Below are 25,038 nucleotides of genomic sequence, written 5' to 3'. Positions count from 1 at the left end.
CTCACGGCCGTGGCCCTCGAGCTGCACCAGTACCGACGACTCGACGACACCGCGTTCCCGCCGCCACTGCACCAACGCGAGCGTCAACCCGGCGAGCAACCCGTCGTTGACGCCGCCGCGGAACAACCCGGGAATCGTCTTCACTAGCGCCGACGTGACATCCGCGGGAACCCGCACCTGCACTCGCTCGACTGTCGCCACCACATCTACGGCCGGGTCGAATCCCCGGTTGCCCACCAACGGATCTGGGCCGGCCAACAGTGAGCGCCACAGCGCCAATTCCGCAATTCGCATTGGGGCACTGGCTTCTTCGGCTAAGGAGTGCGCCCAGCGGCGCATCGACGTGCCCACTGGAGCCAACGCGGGAACACTGCCGACGGATACCTGACTCCACGCAGATGCCAGGTCAGGCAACAAGATACGCCACGACACTCCGTCGACGACCAGGTGATGAGCGACGATCAACAACTGACCCGGTCGGTCGGCTCCCTGGTCGAACCACACGATCTGCAACATCGACCCAGCCGACGGATCGAGGCGATCCAGTGCCCCCGCCAACGCCACCGATGCCGCCCGAGTCACGTCCTGCTGCGCCCTGCCCGGATCGATCGGAATCCTTAGCACCAAACCATCGACGTCCACGCTGCCCGGAGCCGAGGTCACCAGGCCCCAACCGCGAGCGTTGTCGTGCACGAGCCGGGACCGCAGCATGTCGTGGCGATCCACGATTGCTGCCAGGGTCGCCGTGAGGCCCGACCGGTCTATCCCGGCCGGCAACTCGACCACCATCGACTGGCTGCTCCGGTCGAACGCGCCGGGCCCTTCGACCAACGCAGCTTCGACCGGCGTCAACGGCATCCAACCGACACCCGCACCCGACAGCTCTTGCAGTACAACAGCATCCGACTCATCGGTCAGAGTCGCGACTTCGGCCAACCCTGCTACAGTCTTGCGCTCGAACACATCCCGAGGCGTGAGCACCACCCCACGCAACTTGGCGCGCGAGACAAACTGAATGGAGACGATCGAATCGCCACCGAGGGCGAAGAACGAATCATCGAGCCCGACTCGATCCACCCCGAGCACCTCTGCGAACAGCTCACTGATGACCAATTCGGCGTAGGTCTGCGGCGCCCGGAAATCGGTCGTACTGACAAACTCCGGCGACGGCAATGCCTTTCGATCCAGCTTGCCGTTCGGTGTCAATGGCAGGGCGTCCAACACGATCACCAGGTCCGGCACCATGTGACGAGGTAAGAACTCCGACACGTAACTCGTCACGGCGAGCGGATCGACCACGGCCCCCGCTCGGGGCACCACATACCCGATCAATCGATCACCGGTGTTTTCGTCGGTGAGCACCACCGCCACCGCGTTCGCCACGTCGTCGAACCGCGCCAGCGCGGACTCGATTTCGCCGAGCTCGATCCGGAAGCCACGGACCTGCACCTGGGCATCCGACCGACCCAGATATTCGAGAGCCCAATCCGGTGTCCAACGAACGACGTCCCCGGTCCGGTACAACCGAGAACCGTTCTCCCCAAAGGGATCAGCGATGAATCGCGCGGCGCTGAGCCCGGGCCGCCGATAGTAGCCGCGCGCGAGCTGCGGTCCGCTCAGATAGAGTTCGCCCGCCGCGCCCACAGGTACGGGACGCAGCCGGCGATCGAGCACCAGCGAGCGCATTCCCCTGATCGGACCGCCGATGGTTACGCCATGTCCCGGCACCAGAGGATCGCTGATGTTCGTCATGATCGACGTCTCGGTGGGGCCGTAGCCGTTGTACAGCCGGGGTAAACCGTCCGGGTTGGCGCCTGCCCACTGTGAAACGAGTTCGGGCGGGCATGCCTCGCCGCCCGCGACGACAACACGCAGGTCGACAAGTCCGGCCGGATCGATCGTGGCCAACGCTGCCGGAGTGAAGAACGCGTGCGTCACCTTCTCTTGCGCCAGCAGAGTGGCGACTTCCTCGCCACCGTAAATACGCTGTGGCGCAATGACCATCGTGGCACCGCTCGGTACAGCCAAGAGCAGTTCGAGCACCGACGCGTCGAAACTCGGTGACGCGAAATGGAGAGTTACCGACTCGGCAGAGATCCCATACCGGTGCTTCTGCTCTGCGCTGAAGTTCGCCAGGCCGACGTGTGTGACGACGACACCCTTCGGCACTCCTGTCGAGCCCGAGGTGTAGATCGAGTACGCCGCGTGGTGAATTCGTAGCGGGACCGTTCGATCGTCGTCGGAGATCTCGTGTGGCGAATGCGCCGCGATGCGCCTGCTGAACTCGGGCGAATCGATTTCCAACCAGTCCACTGTGGCGGGAAAAGTATTGCGGTGCTTGCCGATCGTGAGGCCCACTGTGCAGTCGGAGTCCGACAGCATATGCACGATTCGGTCGCGTGGATACAGCGGGTCCACAGGCACGAACGCAGCACCGGACTTCGCAATCGCCCACAACGCGACAACTGATTCGATAGAACGCTCGATTCCGGACGCGACAAACGATTCGGGTCCGATGCCAAGCGAAATCAGTTCTCTTGCTATCAGATTCGATCGACGATCCAACTCTCGATAGGAGAGCTCGCGACCCTCGAAGCGCAGTGCAACTCCATCCGGATTCGCGGCAACCGCCTGCGCGAGCAGCACTGGCAGCGGCACAGGTTCCGGACCGACTGCGCCGGAAACGCGCGTGAGGGAGGTCCTCTCGTCCGGAGAGAGTATGTCTATGTCGCCAGCCGTTGTCGCGGCGGGCGAAATCAATGCGGAGACGATACGCGCAAGCCGTTCGCCGAGAGTTGTGATCGCGGACCGGTCGAACAGATCGCTGTCATACCGGAGCTGATGGTGCACAGTGGTATCGACGGTCGTAACCAACGTCAGCGGGTAGTGGGTTGCGTCCTGCACTGCGATCGCGGTAAGCGCCATGCCGTCGATCGAACTGGCTTGTTCGGTCAAGCCTTTCTCATCGATCGGGTAGGACTCGAACACCGTCAACGTGTCGAACACCACCGCCTCGCCGAGGTCCTGCGCGATATCGCCCAAACCAAGGTAGTGGTGATCGAGCAGCGCCGCCTGTTCGGACTGCACCCGTTGCAGCAACTTGTCGAGCGACTCGTCGGGGTCGATCCGCACCCGCACTGGGAGGGTGTTGATGAACAACCCGACCATCGACTCCACCCCAGGCAGTTGCGCCGGGCGACCGGACACTGTGGCACCGAAGACCACATCGTCACGACCGAGCAAGCGCCCCAAGAGAATTCCCCAAACAACCTGGACGATCGTATTGAGCGTCACGCCGAGATCCGCAGCGCGTGTCGATAGCATCGCCGACATGTGCGCGTCAAGATCCATCGTGACTTGCTCGGACATCGAACTCAGCTCACGGCCCGGATCCGCGGGCGCCAGCAACGTCGGCCGCTCGACCCCCGCCAGTGCCTCGGCCCACAACTGTGCCGAAGCCTGACGGTCCTGCTCGGCCAACCACGCGAGGTATGACCGATACGGACGCACCCGCCCCAACGCTGAATCGTCACCACGAGCGGCGTACAACACCAGCAAGTCCCTGAGCACCAGGGGCATCGACCAGCCGTCGAGCAGGATGTGATGGTTCGTGACCACCAGCATGAACTCGTCGTCCGCCAGCGTCAGAAGCGCGAATCGGATCAACGGTGGCTGTGTCACATCGAAGTGGGTCAGCCGATCCTCGGCCAACAAGTTCAGTACCGCCGAATCACGTTCAGCCGCGGACATTCGCGACAGATCCACCGCACGCCACGGCACGGCTACCGAGTCGAGGACCACCTGCACCGCATTGCCCTGCTGGTCGGTTACGAATGCGGTGCGTAGGTTCGTATACCGGTCGAGCACTCCTTGTGCCGCCGCGTGCAGCCGCGCCGAATCGACCGCCCCGGACAGGGTCAACGTCACCTGCACCGAGTACGCATCCACCGACGATTGTGCCAACAGCGCGTGGAACAACAAGCCCGACTGCAACGGCGCCAACGGCCACACGTCGATCGCTGCTGGATATCGTGTTTCGAACAGCTCGAGGTCGCTTTGTGCCACCGACACCAAGGGCACATCCGACGGTGTCAAACCACCTGCACCAGGCGTGCGGACATGAGCGGCCAACCCGGTCAGCGCATCGACCCACAGGTCCGCAAACTGCCGAACATCGTTCTCGGACAGAACTTCTGTGGCGAACGCGAAGGAGGCACGCAAGCTCGGACCGTCAGGTCCGTCGACGACGACAGCGTTGATATCGATGATCTTGTTCGCGGGCATGTCGAGATCGCCCGACGCGGACAATTGCCCCAGCCGGGCCGAAGGCGCCCATGGAATCTGCGCCTCGCCGGCACCGTCCGGACCCGCCAACGACACCTGACCGAGGTAGTTGAAACTGATTTGTCCGTCCGAAATGCCTGAAAGGGCTTCGGCGGTATCGGCATTCAGGTGCCGCAGCAGTCCATAGCCCAAACCTTTGTCCGGAATCCGGAGCAATGCTTCCTTGACCGTCTTGATCGAGTTGCCCGCCGCAGTACCACCGGCCAAGGCGTCGTCGACATCGAGACCAGACGTGTTTAGCCGAACCGGGAACACACTGGTGAACCACCCCACCGTCCGCGACAGGTCCGCACCCGGAACCGCCTGTTCCTCACGGCCGTGGCCCTCGAGTTGAATCAACGCGGTGGGTTCGACCACCCCGCGAAGGGCTCGCCACTTCACAAGTGCCAGTGCGAGACCCGCCAACAACCCATCGTTGACCCCGCCCCGGAACAACCCCGGAATGGTTTTCACGAGGGCTGTTGTCACATCGGCCGGGAGCCGTACATCGAAACGCTCGACGGTGGCGACTGTGTCGCGAGTGGGATCGAAAGCACGGGCACCGAGCAGGGGATCCGGGCCCGCCAGGATGGATCGCCACAGTGGAAGTTCGGCAACCCTGGACTCCGACGACGCGGCGTCGATCAACGCGTGCGCCCACCGTCGCATCGACGTCCCGACCGGTGCCAATGCCGGGACCCGACCGTCCGCCACCTGCATCCACGCAGCTGCCAAGTCCGGCAGCAGAATTCGCCACGACACTCCGTCGACGACCAGGTGATGCGCGACGATCAGCAGCTGGCCCGACTCCGTCTCGCCGCGGTCGAACCACACTAACTGCACCATCACGCCCGCAGCCGGATTCAAGCGGCCCAGCGCGGCGTCCAATTCAGCGGAGGCCAATCCAGAAACGTCGTCGATGACGATCGGCACGTGACGCAGCAGCGCGTCGACTGCCACAGTTCCAGGATCGGTCGTCTCGAGACCCCACCGGCCGGTGCCGTCTCGCACCAATCGCGACCGCAACATGTCGTGTCTATCGACAACCGCTGCAAGCGTTTCCATCAGACCGGACCGCTCGATCCCGGTCGGCAACTCCACCACCATCGTCTGGCTGTTGCGGTCGAAATGGCCCGGACCCTCGACGAGAGCAGTCTCGACAGGCGTCAGTGGCCGCCAACCGACGCCGGCACCGGAGAGTTCTTCGAGCACAGCCGAATCCGAGTCGTGCGCGAGCTGCGCGACCTCGGCCAAACCGGCAACGGTCTTGCGTTCGAACACATCTCGCGGGGAGAACACCACACCCCGCGCCTTCGCCCGCGACACCAACTGAATCGAGACGATGCTGTCGCCACCCAACGCGAAGAACGAATCATCCACACCGACCCGGTCCACCCCGAGCACCTGCGCGAACACCTCACCGATGATCTGCTCGACCTCGGTCTCAGCCGCCCGGAACACCTTGTCGGACACAAACTCCGGCGCCGGCAACGCCTTACGATCCAACTTCCCGTTGCCCGTCAACGGCAACGCCTCGAGCACCATCACCGCATCCGGCACCATGTAGGAGGTCAAGAACCCCGCCACGGTCTCCGAAATCTGTGCTGGTTCCAGCGTGGCGCCCGCCTCGGGAACGACATACCCCACCAGGCGATCACCGGTGCGCTCGTCGGTCCGCACGATGGCCACCGCATCCGCGACACCCGCGCACCGGATCAACGCCGACTCGATCTCGCCCAATTCGATCCGGAACCCACGCAACTGCACCTGGGCGTCTGAGCGACCGGCGTATTCCAACTGCCCCTGGGCGTTCCATGCAGCCACGTCGCCAGTGCGGTACAGCCGAGAACCGTCCTCCCCGAACGGATTCGCCACGAACCGGCCCGCGCTCAACGCTGCCCGACCGACATACCCGCGCGAGAGCTGCTCCCCCGAGACGTACACCTCACCCGCAGCACCCACCGGCACCGGCGCCAACCGCGCGTCCAGCACGAACACACCCAACCCGGGCAGGCCACGACCGATCACCGAGCCACCGCCCGCAGCCACCATCTCGGCTGTCACCGCCACGAACGACACGTGCACCGTCGTCTCGGTGATGCCGTACATGTTCACCAACCGCGGACCGGCATCATGGCGGGCCACCCACCCCGACAACCGACCCAGATCCAACGCCTCACCACCGAACACGATGTGGCGCAACGACAACCGGTCTGCGTCCGTGTCGGCCGCCACCCGCTCCGCTTCCGCGAATTGATAGAACGCCGACGGGGTCTGGTTGAGCACCGTCACGCCTTCACGGCGCACCAGTTCCACAAAATCTTGTGGCGAGCGGGAGGTGAAGTAATCCACCACCACCAAACGTCCGCCGAACAGCAACGGGCCCCACAGCTCCCACACCGAGAAGTCGAACGCCGGCGAATGGAACATCGTCCACACATCGGTGGAATCGAACCCGAACTTCGGCGCAGCATTGGCCATCAACTCGACCACATTGCGATGGGTGACCGCCACACCCTTCGGCCGACCCGTCGACCCCGACGTGTAGATCACATACGCCACATCCGCAGATCGCAACGGGCACAGTCGATCTGCATCCGTCACCGGTGCAGCGGAGAACTCCGACACCTCGACCTCGTCGATCAACACCCGCAGGGCCGACACCGACTCCGGTACTGCCGACACCGATTCGGAATCGGTGAGCACACAGACCGGTGCGCTATCGGTCAGCGTGTAAGCGATGCGTTCGGCCGGGTAGGACGGATCCACCGGCACATACCCACCACCGGCCTTGAGCACCGCCAGGATCGCGACCACCACATCCAGTGATCGTCCCAGCACCACACCGACCAACGACTCCGGACCCACACCCACCGAAATCAGATACCGCGCAAGCGCATTCGCCCGCGCGTCGAGCTCGGCATAGGTCAACGACGCATCCTCGAACGTCACCGCCACCGCATCCGGGGCCGCCGTGACCTGCGCGTCGAATAACGACACCAACGTTACGTTCGGGTCCACCACCGCGCCGGGGGTCAGCGCCCTCGACGACACCAACTCTCGCTCCCCCGCGAGGAGCACGTCGACATCACCCACCGCGCTCGACGGATCAGTGACGAACGCCGTCACGACGCGCATCAGCCTGTTCGCGATCGTGCTGACGGTCTGCTCGTCGAGCAGTGCCTGCAAGTATTCGAACGTCACGCGGATCTCGGCGGCTGCCGTGATGACCATCGACAACGGATAGTGCGGGGCATCGTTGGAGCGGACGCCGTCGACGCTCAGGCCCTCGATGGCGCCGGCTTGCTCGGCCAGCCCGGCAGTGTCGACCGGGTAGGACTCGAACACGGTCAGGGTGTCGAACAACGATCCTGTGCCGGTGACTCGCTGAATATCAGCAAGCTGGATGTAATGGTGCTCGAGTAGGTCGGCCTGCTCACGCTGCACGCGGACGAGTAGGTCCTCGAGGGATTCCGACGGCTTGATTTGGATCCGGACCGGCACGGTGTTGATGAACAGACCGATCATCGACTCGACACCCGCGAGTTGCGGTGGTCGACCCGACACCGTCGCGCCGAACACGACATCGGTGCGGCCGGTGAGCCTTCCGAGGAGAAGACCCCACGCGGTCTGCACGATGGTGTTGACCGTGATGCCCAGACGGGCGCCGAGTGCCGTCAGCCCCCCTGCGATCTGCTCGTCGACGATGGCAACGACTTCGCCTGTTCGTTGCGTGGTCGCCAGGCCCGCTCCGGAGCGCGCAAGCAGCGTCGGCTCGTCGACTCCGTCGAGCGCGTTGGCCCAGACCTGCAGTGACTTGGCGGGGTCTTGCTCACCCAGCCACGCCAGGTAGGACCGATACGGGCGCGCGCGGCCCAACAGCGCCGGATCGGCGTGCGTGGCATACAGGACCAGCAGGTCCTTCATCAGCAACGGCATCGACCACCCATCCAGCAGGATGTGATGATTGGCCATCACCAGCTTGAACACACCCTCACCGACCGTGACCAACAAGAACCGCAGCAACGGCGGGCTGGCGAGGTCGAAGTTGGTGGCCTGATCGGTGGCCAACAACGCTGCCAGCGCCGCTTCCCGCTCCCCTTCCGACAGGGTGGTCAGATCCACCTCACGCCACGGCACGTCGAGGTGGTCGAGGACCACCTGGATCGGAGTCCCGTCGGCGTCGGTGAGGAACGCGGTCCGCAAGTTCGGGTACCGATCCAGCACCGCCTGCGCCGCCGCGTGCAACCGGCCGGCGTCGAGTGCACCGGACAGATCGAGCACCACCTGGATCGAGTACATGTCCACCGAGGCACCGGCGAGCATGGCGTGGAACATCAACCCCGACTGCAACGGCGCCAACGGCCAGACATCGACCACACCGTCGAAGCGGGACTCGAACTCCTCGATCTCGTTCTGTCCCAGCGACACCAAACTCAGATCCGACGGCGTCAACCCACCCGCCCCCGGTGAGGACGCATAGGCCGCGAGCGCGGTCAACGCCTCCACCCACAACTGCGCCAACCGTGCCACCGCGTCACCCGAGATCACCTGCGAGGCGTAGGCGAACGAGGCACCCAACGACTGCCCCTCACCGTCCTCGTCGGTGACGATGGCGTTGATGTCGATCACCTTGTTCGCTGGCATATCCGCATCACCCGCAGCGGTGAGCTCACCCAACCCACCGGCGGGGGTCCAGCCAAGCCCGGCGACCTCGTCGGGCACACCGTCGAGCGAGACCTGGCCGAGGTAGTTGAAACTGAGTTGCCCGTCCGGCAGTGCGGTCAGTACCGGTGCGGTGTCGGGGTTGAGATGCCGCAGCAACCCGTACCCGAGTCCCTTGTCCGGGATCGCCAGCAATGCTTCCTTCACTCGTTTGAGCGCGGCCCCCGCTGCTGGGCCACCCGACAGGGCGTCGGCGATGTCGAGACCGGTGAGGTCGAGTCGGACCGGGAAGGCGGTGGTGAACCAGCCGACCGTGCGGGACAGGTCCGCCCCGGCGATCACCTCTTCCTCGCGGCCGTGGCCTTCCAACTGCAACAACGTCGACGATTGGGTCACCCCGTGCTCGGCGCGCCACGCCGCGACCGCCATTGCCAACGCAGTCAGTAGTCCGTCGTTGACGCCGCCGCGCAACAACCCGGGGATGGTTTTCAGCACCGCGGCGGTGACGTCGGTCGGGACCCGGACCTGCAGTCGTTGCACGGTGGCGACGACGTCGCGGGTCGGGTCGAACGGCCGTGACCCGAGTACCGGGTCCGGACCGTGCAGGATCGATTGCCACCAGCCCAGTTCCGCGACGCGTGCCGGGGTGGAGGCTTCGTCGACGAGGGCGTGGGCCCAGCGCCGCATCGATGTCCCCACCTGCGTGAGGGCGGGTGTTTGTCCGGCGGAGAGTTGGGCCCAGGCGGTCACGAAGTCGGGCACCAGGATTCGCCACGACACCCCGTCGACGATCAGGTGGTGGGCCACGATCAGCAACCGACCCGTCAGCGTGGGGCCGCGGTCGAACCAGACGAACCGCACCATCCGGCCCGTGACCGGGTCCAACCACCCCATCGCCGCGTCCAACGCCGCCGACCCCACCGCCTCGGTCGTCGATTCGTCGGCCGCAGGATCGATGTCCACGACCGTGACCAGGGTGTCGGCATCCACCGACCCTACCGGCAAAGTTGTTATACCCCAACCGGTTTCGGGGTCGTGCACCAACTGTGAGCGCCACATGTCGTGGCGATCGAGCACCGCCGCGATCGTCGAGACCACACCCGCACGGTCGATCCCGACCGGCAACTCCAACATCATCGTCTGCGAATTACGAGTGAACCCGCCCGGACCCTCGATCACCGACCGCTCGATCGCGGTCAACGGCCGCCAGCCCACGCCGGCACCGGGAAGCTCTTCGAGCACAACCGAATCGGAGTCGTGGGCAAGCCGGGCGATTTCAGCCAAGCCTGCGACCGACTTGCGTTCGAACACGTCCCGTGGCGAAAACACGACGCCGCGTTGCCTTGCGCGGGAAACCAATTGAATCGACACAATCGAATCCCCACCCAGCGCGAAGAAGGAATCATCGACTCCCACCCGCTCGAGGCCGAGCACCTCAGCGAACACTTCGCTGATCATCTGCTCAACGGGAGATTCCGCTGCTCGGAACACCTTGTCGGAGAGGAACTCCGGCGCGGGCAACGCGTTGCGGTCCAACTTTCCATTGACGGTCAGCGGCAGGTCGTCGAGCACCATCACCACATCCGGCACCATGAACGTCGGCAAGAACGCGGAGACGAACTCCGTCACATCCACCGGATTCACCGAAACATCGGCCTGCGGTACGACATAACCGATCAACCGCTCCCCGGTGACCTCATCGGTCCGTACGACCGCCACTGCCGAGGCCACGCCGGCAAACGACGCCAACACCGACTCGATCTCGCCCAACTCGATCCGGAACCCACGCAACTGCACCTGGGCGTCCGAGCGACCGGCATATTCCAACTGGCCCTTGGCATTCCATGCAGCCACGTCTCCGGTCCGGTACAACCGAGAACCCGGGTTCCCGAACGGATCGGCAACGAACCGACCCGCACTCAACCCGGGCCGCCGGAAATAACTGCGCGCCAACTGCCGACCCGCCACATACAACTCACCAGGCACACCCACCGGCACCGGACGCAACCGCGCATCCAGCACATACACACTCAACCCCGGCAAGCCACGCCCGATCACACTCGCTGCACCCGAGCGCGCCGACTCGCTCGTCAGTTCCGCAAACGACACATGCACGGTGGTCTCGGTAATCCCGTACATGTTCACCAAACGCGGTTCGGAATCACCATGGCGGGCATACCAACCCGACAACCGGGTCAGATCGAGCGCTTCACCACCGAAGATCACGTGGCGCAACGACAACCGACCCGCACCCGCAACCCGTTCGGCCTCGGCGAATTGATAGAACGCCGACGGGGTCTGGTTGAGCACCGTCACGCCTTCACGGCGCACCAGTTCCACAAAGTCCTGTGGCGAGCGGGAGGTGAAGTAATCCACCACCACCAACCGCCCACCGAACAGCAACGGACCCCACAACTCCCAGACCGAGAAGTCGAACGCCGGCGAATGGAACATCGTCCACACATCGCTGGAATCGAACCCGAACTTCGGCCCAGCGTTCGCCATCAACTCGACCACATTGCAGTGCGCGACGGCGACACCCTTCGGCCGACCTGTCGACCCGGAGGTGTAGATCACGTACGCCACGTCTTGTGATCGCAACGGGGACAGTCGATCTGCGTCCGTGACCGGTGCGGCGGAGAATTCCGACACCTCATCGATCAACACTCGCAGGGCCGTCACCGACTCCGGCACCGCCGACGCCGATTCGGAATCGGTGAGCACACAGACCGGTGCGCTATCGGTCAGCGTGTAGGCGACGCGTTCGGCCGGGTAGGACGGATCCACCGGCACATACCCACCGCCAGCCTTGAGCACCGCCAGGATCGCGACCACCACATCCAGCGATCGTCCCAACACCACACCGACCAACGACTCCGGACCCACCCCCACCGAAATCAAATACCGCGCAAGCGCATTCGCACGACCGTCGAGCGCGGCATACGTCAGCGACACATCCTCGACCGTCACCGCCACCGCATCCGGGGCGGCCGCGACCTGCGCGTCGAACAACGACACCAACGTCACGCTCGGGTCCACCACCGCGCCGGGAGTCAGCGCCCACGACGACACCAACAACTCCCGCTCGCCGGCGGCGAGCAACTCGACATCGCCGACCGCAGTCGCAGGATCGGCGGCGAACGCCTCCAGCAGGCGCACGAAGCGCTGCGCGAACGACGAAATCGTCGATTCGTCGAACAAGTCGGTGGCGTAGGTAAACGACGCCGATATGCCAGCACCGTCGACGTTCGCGGCCATTGTCAATTGCAAGTCGAACTTTGCGACGGCGGCGTCGAAATCGACTGCGGCGACAGTCAACTCGGGTAGGGAGAATTCTGTCGCCGCGAGATTATGGAACGTCAGCATGACCTGGAACAGCGGATGTCGTGCGGTCGAACGTTGCGGGGCAAGAACTTCCACCAAGCGCTCGAACGGCACATCCGCGTGTCCGAATGCCTGCAAGTCGGTGCGCTGCAGTTGCGATACCAGTTCGTCGAAGGACTCGTCCGGGCGCACGTCTGCTCGAAGGACGAGGGTGTTGACGAACATGCCGACAAGGTCGTCGAGTGCCTGCTCGCCGCGGCCCGCTATCGGTGTACCGATGACGATGTCGTCGGTTCCGGAGAGTCGGGCCAGCAGCACCGCGAGTGCGGCATGGACGGCGATGAAGAGCGTCGCATTGTTCGCGCGGGCGATGGCGGACAATGCCTGATGCGTTTCGGCGTCGATTGCGAAGTCGAACGAGGCGCCGCGGTTCGATGCAGTTGCCGGACGCGGGCGATCGCTAGGCAAGTTCAGCTGGTCGGGCAGCCCTGCCAACGCCGTCTTCCAGTACGTTTCCTGCTGCGAGATAAGCGAATTCGGATCGTATTCGTCGCCGAGTACGTCATGCTGCCACAACGCATAATCCGCGTACTGCACCTCGAGGGGTGTCCAACCGGGGGCTTCGCCTTGTGCGCGTGCGGCGTAGGCGATCATCAAGTCCCGCGCGAGCGGGCCCATCGACCAGCCGTCGGCCGAAACATGGTGCACCACAACCACCAAGACATGCTCGTTATCGGCGATTTGGAGAAGGTTCAGCCGGACCGGCACTTCGGTAGTCACGTCGAAGCCGTGAGACGTCAGCTCCGACACGCGGGCGATCACGTCGTCTTCCCTGACAGACTCGACAGGCAAGTCCACGTCCGCTGCAGGCAGCATCACTTGCGACGGAAGTCCGTCGGTTTCGGTGTAGACGGTGCGCAGAACTTCGTGCCGGGCAATGACGTCCGTAACCGCTGCACGCATCGCGTGTACGTCGAGGGATCCGGTCAGTCGGATTGCGATCGGGATGTTGTAGGCCGCCGACTCCGGATCGAACCGGTTGAGGAACCACATCCGCTTCTGCGCAATCGACAACGGCACCACCGATGGACGTGGCCCGGCCACCAACGGTGCCCGACCATCCACACCGGCGTGTTGTTCCACCCGCACTGCCAACGCCCCCACCGTCGGCGCCTCGAACAACACCCGCACCGCAATCCGGGTCTCCAACGCCGCACCCAACCGCGCCGCCACCTGCGTCGCGATCAACGAATTCCCACCCAACGCGAAGAAATCGTCGTCGAGCCCGACCCGATCCACCCCCAACACCTCGGCAAACGTCTGCGCCACGATCTGCTCCACCGGGGTCACCGGGGCCCGGAACTCGCCGGCCTCGAACACCGGCGCCGGCAACGCCTTACGATCCAGTTTGCCGTTCACCGTCAGCGGCAACGCCTCCAACACCACCACTGCCGCCGGGACCATGTAGGACGGCAACTCCCGCACCGCCGCCGCCCGCACCACATCGACGTCCACACTGTTCGCGGTGTCGCCGACCAGATAGGCGACCAGCTGATCCCCGGTCCGGGAATCCCGGCGCGACACCACAGCGACCTGCGCCACCCCCGGCTGAGCCGCCAGGACCGACTCGATCTCACCCAACTCGATCCGGAAACCCCGGACCTTCACCTGGAAATCGGTGCGCCCCACATACTGCAAACTTCCCGAGGCGTCCCAGGAGACCAGGTCACCGGTGCGATACAACCGGGCACCCGGTGCTCCGAACGGGTTCGCCACGAACCGGTCCGCGGTCAGGTCGGGTCTTCCGTGATACCCGCGCGCCAACTGCGCCCCGGCCAGATACAACTCACCGGCCACCCCGACCGGCACCGGCCCCAACCGACCATCCAACACATAGACCTGGGTGTTCCACTCCGGTGACCCGATCGGCACCGACACCACATCCGCCTCGGTGACGACGTGGGCGGTGACCGACACCGCCGCCTCCGTCGGGCCGTACAAGTTGTCCAACCGCCCCTGGTTGTGGTTGCGGAACCGCTGCGCGGTCGCCGGGGGCAACGCCTCCCCGATCGCCAACACAGCCCGAAGCGAGGACCCCAGCACCCCGCCCGACTCGATCAGCAACGCCTGCAACATCGACGGCACCACTTGCAACACCGACACCGCATGCGCGCGGATCAGCTCGTTCAAATACTGCGGGTCCTGATGCCCGTCCGCCCGCGCCACCACCACGGTCGCACCGGAGACCAGCGCGGACCAGAACTCCCACACCGACAAGTCGAACGTCGCCGCGGTTTTCAGCAACACCGCATCCCCAGCACCCAACCCATAGGCCGACTGCTTCCACTGCAACTGATTCGCCACCGCACCGTGGCTGACTGCGACACCCTTGGGCACACCGGTCGACCCGGACGTGAAAATCACATACGCCGTCGTGTCCGGCCGCACCGGACCACGCCGCTCCGCATCCGTCACCACAGACGCATCGACAGCACCGAGATCGAGGGTGTCGATCCGGACGACAGCCCGGTCCCCGTCGACGTCGAATCCGTCACGCGCAGTGCTCACCACACAGACCGGTGCCGCAGTGTCGAGGATGTGGGCGACCCGGTCGGCCGGATGATCGAGATCGATCGGCACATAAGCCCCACCAGCCTTGACGATCGCATACATCCCGACCAGCAAGTCGGTGGACCGGCGAATCGCCAACCCCACCAACGACTCCGGACCCACCCCCACCGAAATCAGATGCCGCGCCAGCCGGTTCACCCGAGCATCGAACTGCCCATACGTCAGCGACTCACCCTCGAACACCACCGCCAACGCATCCGGATCACGAGCAACCTGCGCATCGAACAACGACACCAACGTCGCACCCGATGCCAACTCATGAACGGTGTCGTTCCACTTCTCGAGGACCGCACTTCGCTCCGCAACATCGAGCAATTCGATATCGCCAACCGTCACAACGGGATCTGCCACAACCGCGGCCAACACCCGATTCAATCGATCGGCAAACTTGACCACCGTCGACTCGTCGAACAAATCCGTTGCGTACGTGATGATTCCAGATATCCCCGCCGGTCCACCGGCCGCATCCCGTAGATCGTTCACGATCAAATGCAGATCGAACTGGGAGATGGCCTGATCAATATCGACACTGCTGACCTGCAGCCCCGGCAATTCCAAGATGGTCTGCGCCAAGTTCTGGAACGACAAACCCACCTGGAACAACGGATGCCGCGCCGTCGACCGCGCCGGATTCAGAACCTCCACGAGACGTTCGAACGGCACATCCGCGTTCGCAAACGCCTCCAGGTCCGCTTCCCGCGTCGCGCGCAGCAGCTCGACGAAGGGCATCGAACCATCGACCTGTGTGCGGAAGACCAACGTATTGACGAACATTCCGATGAGGTCGTCGAGTGCCCGCTCGCCACGGCCTGCGATCGGTGAACCGATCGCGATATCTTCAGTTCCGGACAAACGCGCCAACAACACGGCGAATGCTGTGTGCAGCACCATGAACAACGACGCACCATGGTTCCGCGCCAACACGGACAAGGCTGCGTGCGTGTCCGCGTCGACCGAGAATCGCACTGACCGGCCAGCCAATGACTGCGCGATCGATCGCGGGCGATCACTCGGCAGATCCAGCTGGTCCGGCAAGCCGTCGAGCGTCGACCGCCAGTACGCCACCTGACGGGACGCCAACGATGTCGGATCGTCGTCGGAGCCCAACAGCTCCCGTTGCCACAGTGCGTAGTCCGCGTACTGCACTGCCAGCGGTGCCCAAGTCGGCGCCTCGCCCTGCACCCGCGCCGAATACGCGACCATCACATCTCTGGCCATCGGAGCCACCGACGAACCATCCGCACTGATGTGGTGCACCACGATCGCTAAAACGAACTCATCACCACCGACGGCAAACAGCTTGGCCCGCACGGGAACGTGACTACTGACATCGAACCCAGCCGCTGCGAACGCGTAAACCGCTGCCCCAAGCTCGTTTTCGCCCACGGGGATAGGAGTCAGGTCGACCGCCACCTCGCCTGGCGGCAGGATCACCTGCGACGGAACACCATCGAACTCGGAGTACTTCGTTCGTAGGACTTCATGGCGTGCGATCAGGTCGGTCACGGCGGACTGCAATGCGTCGACATCGAGGTTGCCGACCAACCGGATCGCGACCGGAAGGTTGTAGGCCGAAGACTCCGGATCGAACCGGTTCAAGAACCACATCCGCTGCTGCGCCAGCGACAACGGCACCCGATCCGGACGTGGCTTCGCCACCAGGGCGGGGCGTCCACCCGCACCGGCGTGTTCCTCGACCCGCACGGCCAACGCACCCATGGTCGGGGCCTCGAAAATCACCCGCACGGGGACTCGGGTGTCGAGCGCCGCGCCGAGTCGCGAGGCGACTTGCGTCGCGATCAGCGAGTTGCCACCCAAGGCGAAGAAGTCGTCGTCGACACCGACGCGGGCGACGCCGAGCACATCGGCGAACACCCCGGCCACGATCTCCTCGATCGGCGTGGTCGGTGCCCGGAACTCCCGCACCTCGAACACCGGCTCGGGCAACGCTTTACGGTCCAACTTGCCGCTGGTGTTGAGCGGGAACTCGTCGAGCACCAGCACTACGTCCGGCACCATATACGCGGGCAATGACTGCGCCACAACAGCCTTCAACGCATCGACAGCTACCTCGACGCCGGCGGCGGGCACGACATACCCGACTAGGCGATCACCCAAGCGCTCATCGGTTCGCACAACGACAACGACCTGCGCAACGGTCTCGGCACTGAGTAACGCCGATTCGATCTCGCCGAGTTCGATGCGCTGGCCACGGAACTTCACCTGGAAGTCGGTGCGCCCGATGTAGTGCAACACCCCGTCACCGCGCCAGGACACCAGGTCACCGGTGCGATACATCCGCTCACCGGTGGCGCTGAACGGGTTGGCGACGAACCGGTCCGCCGACAAGTCCGGGCGGGCCACATACCCACGCGCCAACTGGGTTCCGGCCAGATACAGCTCACCCGCCACCCCGGCCGGGACCGGGCGCAGTCGGGTGTCGAGGACGTAGACCTGACTGTTCCACTCCGGACGACCGATCGGAACGGTCGTACCACTACCGGTCGCGGGCCAATAGGTGATCGACACCGCCGCCTCGGTCGGTCCGTACAGGTTGTGCACGGTCGCCGGGCTCAGTCGCTGGAACGCGGCCACAGTCTCCGGCGGCAGCGCTTCACCGATGACGAACACCTGCCGCAACGACCCGACGCGGTCGGCGTCGACGTACGCGGCGAACACCGCCAGCATCGACGGCACGAAGTCGGTCACCGTCACCGCGTGTTCGGCGATCGTCTCTGCAAGATAGCCCGGGTCGCGGTGCCCGTCCGGGGTCGCCAGAACCAGCGTTGCCCCGACGCGTAGGGGCAGGAAGTAACCCCACAGCGAGACGTCGAACGTCGTCGCCGTCTTCTGCAGATACACATCGTCGGCGGTGAGACCGTACTCGGCCTGCATCCACTCGAGTTGGTTGACGATCGCCTCATGAGTGACCGCAACACCTTTCGGGCGTCCGGTCGACCCCGACGTGAAGATCACGTACGCCGTGTTCTCCGAATGGAGGGGCGTCCGGCGTTCCTGATCCGAGACAGGTGAATCGTCGTCCAGACCGGAGAGCTCGAGGGTATCGATCGTCAGAACTGGGATCGTCCCTGCCTCGCCGAATCCGTCAGCGACAGTGGTCAATACGCATACAGGTGCGGCCGTCTGCAACACAAATACGTTGCGTTCCACCGGATGATCCGGATCCAGCGGCACATATGCACCGCCTGCCTTGACCACCGCGTACAACGCGACAAGCAGATCTGCGGAACGGCGAATCGCGATGCCCACCAGCGATTCCGGGCCAACTCCCAGCGATATCAGGTGCCGGGCAAGTCGATTGACTCGTGCATCGAACTCTGCGTAGGTGAACTGCTGTTCACCGAACACCAACGCGAGCGCGTCCGGTGTGCGCGACACTTGGGCGTCGAACGCACCCAGCAACGTCGGGGACGACTCGATCACCGCCGCAGTGTTGTTCCACACCTGCAGCACGGTGGTGCGTTCGGTGTCGTCGAGCAGTTCGATATCCCCGACCGGGATCGAGGGATCGGCCAGCACCGCGGCCAGGACCCGTGCGAACCGGTCGGCGAACTCCTCGACAGTGGAGGGATCGAACAGGTCTGTGGCGTAACTGAACTCAGCGTGAATGCCAGCGGCGGCGCCGGTGTCGTCGTACTGCTCCACCAACGTCAACTGCAGGTCGGTCTTGGCCAACTGGGTGTCGAACTCCACCCCACTGATGTGGAGCCCGGGCAGTTCGAGGGAGGCCTGCGCCACGTTCTGGAACGACAACCCGACCTGGAACAACGGATTCCGTGCCGTCGACCGCGCCGGATTCAGCACCTCCACAAGCCGCTCGAACGGCACATCCGCATGGGCGAACGCCTCGAAATCCGACTCCCGCGACGTCGACAACAACTCGTCGAAACTGGTGGCCCCGGCCACCTCGGTGCGCAGGATCAACGTGTTGACGAACATCCCGATCAGGTCGTCGAGGGCCCGCTCCGCACGCCGCGCGATCGGCGACCCGACCGCAATGTCCTCGGTGCCACTGAGCCTGGCGAGCAGCACCGCCAACGCGGTGTGCATGAGCATGAACATCGACGCATTCCGGCTGCGCGCCAACGCCGACAACGCCCGATGGGTCTCGGCGTCGATGCTGAACGGCACCGACTTCCCGACAAACGACTGCACCGCCGGCCGTGGCCGATCACTCGGCAGATCCAACTGGTCCGGCAACCCCGCCAGCTTCGACTTCCAGTACGACACCTGCTGGGCAGCAACCGAATCCGGATCGTCCTCGCTACCGAGTAGTTCCCGTTGCCAGATCGCGTAATCGGCGTACTGCACCGGCAACGGCGCCCACCCCGGCGCCTCCCCATGGGCACGCGCCGCATAGGCCGTCATCAGATCCCTGGCCAACGGCGCCATCGACGACCCATCCGCCGCCACATGGTGCGCGACGAACACGATCACGAAATCGTGGTCACCCAGCGCGAACAGCGTTGCCCGCAACGGCACCTCGACGGTCACGTCGAACTCGGCCGTGGCGAGCTCGAGAACCCTTGCGACAAGGTAATTCTCACTGATATCGATTGGCGTGAGGTCTGGAACCGCCTGCGACACCGGCAGAATCACCTGATGCGGACCCTGCGGAGTGTTCGGGTAGACCGTGCGTAGCACCTCGTGCCGGGCGATCAAATCGGTCACTGCCGCACCCATGGCGGCGACGTCGAGGTCCCCGGTCAACCGCACGGCGAGGGGGATGTTGTCCACCGCCGAGGTGGTGTCGAACTGATTGAGGAACCACATCCGTTGCTGTGCCAACGACAACGGCACCCGCGCCGGACGCTCCTTGGCGACCAGCGGGGGACGCGCCGGTGCCCCGGCCGCGTGCTCCGCACGAGCGGCGAGGGCGGCCACGGTGGACGCTTCGAACAACTCACGGACCCCGAGCTGCACGTCCAGCGCGGATCCGATCCGCACCACCACCTGGGTCGCGATCAACGAGTTGCCACCCAGATCGAAGAAGTCGTCGTCGAGCCCGACCCGGTCGATACCGAGGACCTCGGCGTAGACCGCCGCCACCACCTGCTCGGTCGGAGTCACCGGTGCCCGGAACTCGCGCGCCTCGAACACCGGTTCCGGCAACGCTTTACGATCCAGTTTGCCGTTGGCGTTCAAGGGGAGTTCGGGGAGGACGACGATGGCGTCGGGCACCATGTAGGACGGCACCGCCCGGCCCACGAACTCCAGCAGGGCGGGCACGTCGACGTCGACGCCGACGGGTGGGACGACGTAGCCGACGAGACGGTCCCCGAGGCGTTCGTCGGTCCGGACCACCGCGACCGCTTGGGCGACCGACTCGTGCGCGAGCAGCGCGGTCTCGACCTCACCCAGCTCGATCCGCAACCCACGCAGTTTCACCTGGAAATCGGTGCGCCCCACATAAACCAGTTCCCCGGCACTGGTCCAGCGGACCAGGTCACCGGTGCGATACAACCGGGCACCCTCGGTGAAGGGGTTGGCGACGAACCGGTCGGCGGTCAAACTGCCGCTGCCGACATACCCGCGCGCCAATTGGGTTCCGGCGACATACAGCTCGCCTGCCACACCGACGGGCACCGGGCGCAGCCGGGCGTCGAGCACGAACACGTGGGTGTTGAAGACCGGAGCGCCGATCGGCACCGCCACCACATCATCGGCCCGGCTTTGTCGGCGGGTGACCTGCACCGTGGTCTCGGTCGGCCCGTAGAGGTTGTGGACGGCGGTGCCGGTCGACTCGGCGAACCGGGTCGCCAACCCTGCCGGCAACACTTCACCACCAGCGAAGACGCGACGTAGTCCGGGGATGCCGGTGTCGCCGATGCTGTCCTGCAACACCGCGAGCAGCGAGGGGACGAACTGGACGGTGGTGACCTGCTCGGCAGCAATGACGTCGAGCAGGTATCCCGGATCCCGATGACCGTCGTGACGTGCCACGACCAGCCGGGCACCAACCTGCAACGGCCACAACACTTCCCACACCGACGCGTCGAACGTCGCCGGGGTCTTGAACAACACCGTGTCGGTGGAATCGAGCCGATACTCCGCCTGCATCCACAGCAGCTGGTTCACGATCGCGCGGTGGCTGACCGCCACCCCCTTCGGCCGTCCCGTCGACCCCGAGGTGAAAATCACGTACGCCGTGTTCTCCGGCCGCAACGGCGCCCGTCGCTCGTCCGGCGTGATCGGTACCGCATCCACACCGGAGAGGTCGAGCTCATCGATCCGATGCACCGCAACATCGGCAGCAGCGAAATCGTCACTCACCATGGTCAACACACAGACCGGCGCCGCAGTCGCGAGCACGTGCGCGGTCCGCTCCGCCGGGTGATCGGGGTCGAGCGGCACATAGGCACCGCCCGCTTCCAGGACCGCATACATTGCGATGAGGAGATCGGTGGACCGGCGAATCGACACCCCCACCAACGACTCCGGACCGACCCCGACCGAGATCAGGTACCGGGCAAGCCGATGCACGCGCGCCGAGAACTCGGCGTAGGAGAGATGCTCATCTTCGAACACGACCGCAGTCGCATCAGGAGTGCGTGCGACCGCCGCCTCGAACAACTCGGGCAGAGTTGCCGCGTCCACCGGATGGTCGGTCGAATTCCATTCGTCGACAACGAGACTGCGTTCCACGCTGTCGAGCAGATCGACGTCACCGACGACGACGGCGGGGTCGGCGACCACCGTCCGCAGCAGGCCGATGAAACGATCTGCCAACCCGGCTACGGTCGACCGGTCGAACAGGTCCGTCGCATACGCCAGATGCGCGTGCAGCCCGTCACCGACCTCGACCAACGTCAACGCCAGATCGAACTTCGCCGTATCCACCGCGACATCGACCGCGGACACCGTCAGCCCCGGCAACTCGAACGAGGTCTCACCCAGGTTCTGCAACGTCAGCATCACCTGAAACAGCGGATGCCGCGCTTGCGAGCGGGCCGGGTCGAGCACCTCCACCAGTCGCTCGAACGGCACATCCGCGTGGCCGAATGCCCCCAGGTCCCGCTCCCGCACTCCGGCAAGCGTTTCCGCGAAAGTCGCCGCGCCATCAACGCGCGTCCGCAACACCAACGTGTTGACGAACATCCCGATCAAGTCGTCGAGCGCCGCGTCGCCACGCCCGGCGACCGGAGTGCCGATCGCGATGTCGTCGGACCCCGACAACCTCGACAGAAGCACCGACAACGCTGAGTGCACGACCATGAACAACGTCGCACCATGCGCCTGCGCCAAGCTATTGAGACCGGCCCGCAAAGCGGGGTCGAGGTCGAACTCGTAGTCGGCACCACGATTGGACGCCACCGCCGGCCGCGGCCGATCCCGCGGCAAGTCCAACTGATCGGGCAGATCAGCCAACACCGTCGACCAGTACGCCTCCTGGCGAGCAATGATCGAAGTCGGATCGTCCTCACTACCGAGGACTTGGCGTTGCCACAACGCGTAATCGGCGTACTGCACCTCCAACGGCGCCCACCCCGGCGCATCCCCCTGCACCCGCGCGGCGTAAGCCACCATCACATCCCGGGTCAGCGGGCCCATCGAGAAACCGTCGGCACTGATGTGATGCACCACGAAGACAAGGACGTACTCGTCCACGGCACTGGAGATTTGGTAGAGCCGGGCCCGGACCGGAACCTCCACTGTCACATCGAAACCCGCGGATGCATCCGCAATGATCCGTCCGACCAAGTCGTCGTCCGATACCGATATCGGCGCAAGGTCGATAGCGGCATCATCGGCCGTGAGTACAAGCTGATAGCCGATGCCCTCGATCGCCGGATAGACGGTCCGGAGAACCTCATGCCGACCGACGACATCGGTCACGGCCTCTTGCAGCGCAGCCACATCCAACTCGCCCGACAAACGAACGGCAACCGGAATGTTGTTCACCGCCGAGGTGGTGTCGAACCGGTTGAGGAACCACATCCGTTGCTGCGCAAGCGATAGCGGCAGCCGCTCCGGCCGTTCCAAGGCGACGAGCGACGGCTGGCCCGCACCGGCGGTTGCCAGCGTCTGTTCGATCAACGCACCCAGTTCCCCGACTGTGGGAGCGTCGAAGAAATCACGGACGTCGATGCGGACACCGAAGTCGGTGTTGATCCGCGCGATCGCCCGGGTCGCGATCAACGAGTTGCCGCCCAGGGCGAAGAAGTCGTCGTCTACGCCGATCCGCTCGAGGCCAAGCAGATCCGCGAACAGCTTGACGAGGATCTCTTCGCTCGGAGTTTCTGGTGCGCGATACTGCTTTGCCAGAACCGCGAAGTCCGCTGCGGGAAGCGCCTTTCGATCAAGTTTGCCGCTCGCATTCAACGGCAGCGCATCCAACGAAACGAACAACGCCGGAATCATATAGTCCGGAAGCTGTTGCCGGGCAGCGGAAGCGAGCGCGTCGTTGTCGAGTTCGATACCCGCGTCGGGCACCACGTACGCGATGAGCTGATCCCCCGCGACCGGATCCACGTGCACGGCGGCGACGACGTCGACGACCCCGTCTGCGCCGCGCAACACCCCCTCGATCTCGCCGAGTTCGATGCGCAAACCGCGGATCTTGACCTGAAAATCGGTCCGCCCCAAATACTCGATGATCCCGTCGCCGCGGCGACGGACCAGATCCCCGGTCCGATACATCCGCTGCCCCGCGGTGAACGGGTTCGCCACGAACCGATCCGCCGTCAAATCCGGGCGCGCGATATAACCCCGCGCCAACTGGACTCCGGCCAGATACAACTCCCCCGCCACCCCGGTCGGCGACGGGCGCAACCCGTCATCGAGAACCAGCAACTCCGTGTTCGCCACCGGCAACCCGATCGGGATCGACGCCACATCCTTGTCGGTGACCTGGTAGTAGCTGACCTCCACCGCCGCCTCGGTCGGCCCGTACAAGTTGTGCAACTCCGCGGCACTGATCTCGCGCAACCGGGCCGCCACCTGCGCCGGCAACGCCTCCCCCGACGCGAACACGTACCGCAACGACGACACCCGCGCCGCAAGGGGTTCTCCGACATACACCGACAACATCGACGGCACGAAATGCACCGCCGTCACACCGTGTTCGATCATCGTCGCCGCCAAATACGCCGGATCCCGATGACCGTCCGGCTCCGCAATCACCAACGTGGCGCCGACCTGCAACGGCCAGAACAACTCCCACACCGACACATCGAAGGTGAACGGCGTCTTCTGCAACACCACATCCGCCGACGTCAACCCATACTCGGTTTGACGCCAGGTCAGATAGTTCAGCACCGACCGGTGCGAGACCACCACACCCTTCGGGCGACCCGTCGACCCGGACGTGAAAATCACATACGCCGCAGACTCCGGCCGCAACGGAGCAACACGGTCCGCATCGGTCACCGGATCCGCCGACAATGCAGACACGTCAACCTGGTCGAGCCGTACCACCGGCACCGTCGAGGACGATGCGAATTCGTCACGGGCGGTGCTCAGCACCACCACCGGGTGGCTGGTGTCGAGCACATACTCGATCCGCTCCGCCGGATGATCCGGATCGATCGGCACATACGCACCGCCGGCTTTGAGGATCGCGTACATCCCGACCAACAACTCCACCGACCGCCGGACCGCCAACCCCACCCGCGTCTCCGGACCCACCCCCAGACCGATCAAATGCCGCGCCAACCGGTTCGCCCGCGCATCGAACTCCGCATACGACAACGACGTGTCACCGAACACCAACGCCACCGCATCCGGCGACGCGATCACCTGCCGGTCGAACGCCGCGACCAACGTCTCCACCACATCGACGGCCGCCGACGCACCGCCGCCGATATCGGTGACCGACACCGCATCCGACACGATCGCCTCGACCACCCCGTCGAGCCCACCCGACACCGACTCCACAAACCCCGGAACCACATCACCCAACACCACCGGCACCAACGCCTCGGCCGGCAACGCCCCACCCATCGCCGCATCCATCGCCTGCAGCTGCTCGGCCAAAGCGCGATACGTCACCGTCACACCGTCGAAAACCACCACCGCCCGCTCCGGCTCACGCTCGGCGACAGCCGCGACCAAACCCGGAATGTCAGCGATCAT

At 64.7% G+C, this 25,038-nt stretch carries 1 protein-coding gene (only partly in view); it reads right to left on the bottom strand.

Translation table 11 applies throughout. From position 1 onward, the window contains the following. Positions 1-25,038: the 5' portion of a non-ribosomal peptide synthase/polyketide synthase gene (locus FGL95_RS18505; protein ID WP_169589517.1), read on the bottom strand. The gene continues 14,082 nt to the left of window position 1, outside the view; only the first 25,038 of its 39,120 coding nucleotides appear in the window; its start codon is at positions 25,036-25,038; its stop codon lies off the left edge, out of view.

The sequence above is a fragment of the Antrihabitans stalactiti genome (genome assembly GCF_012932915.1).
In the GTDB taxonomy this organism is placed as follows: Bacteria; Actinomycetota; Actinomycetes; order Mycobacteriales; family Mycobacteriaceae; genus Antrihabitans; species Antrihabitans stalactiti.
The sequence above is the reverse complement of the archived record's forward strand: the minus strand, read 5'-3'. Positions and strand labels throughout refer to the sequence as shown.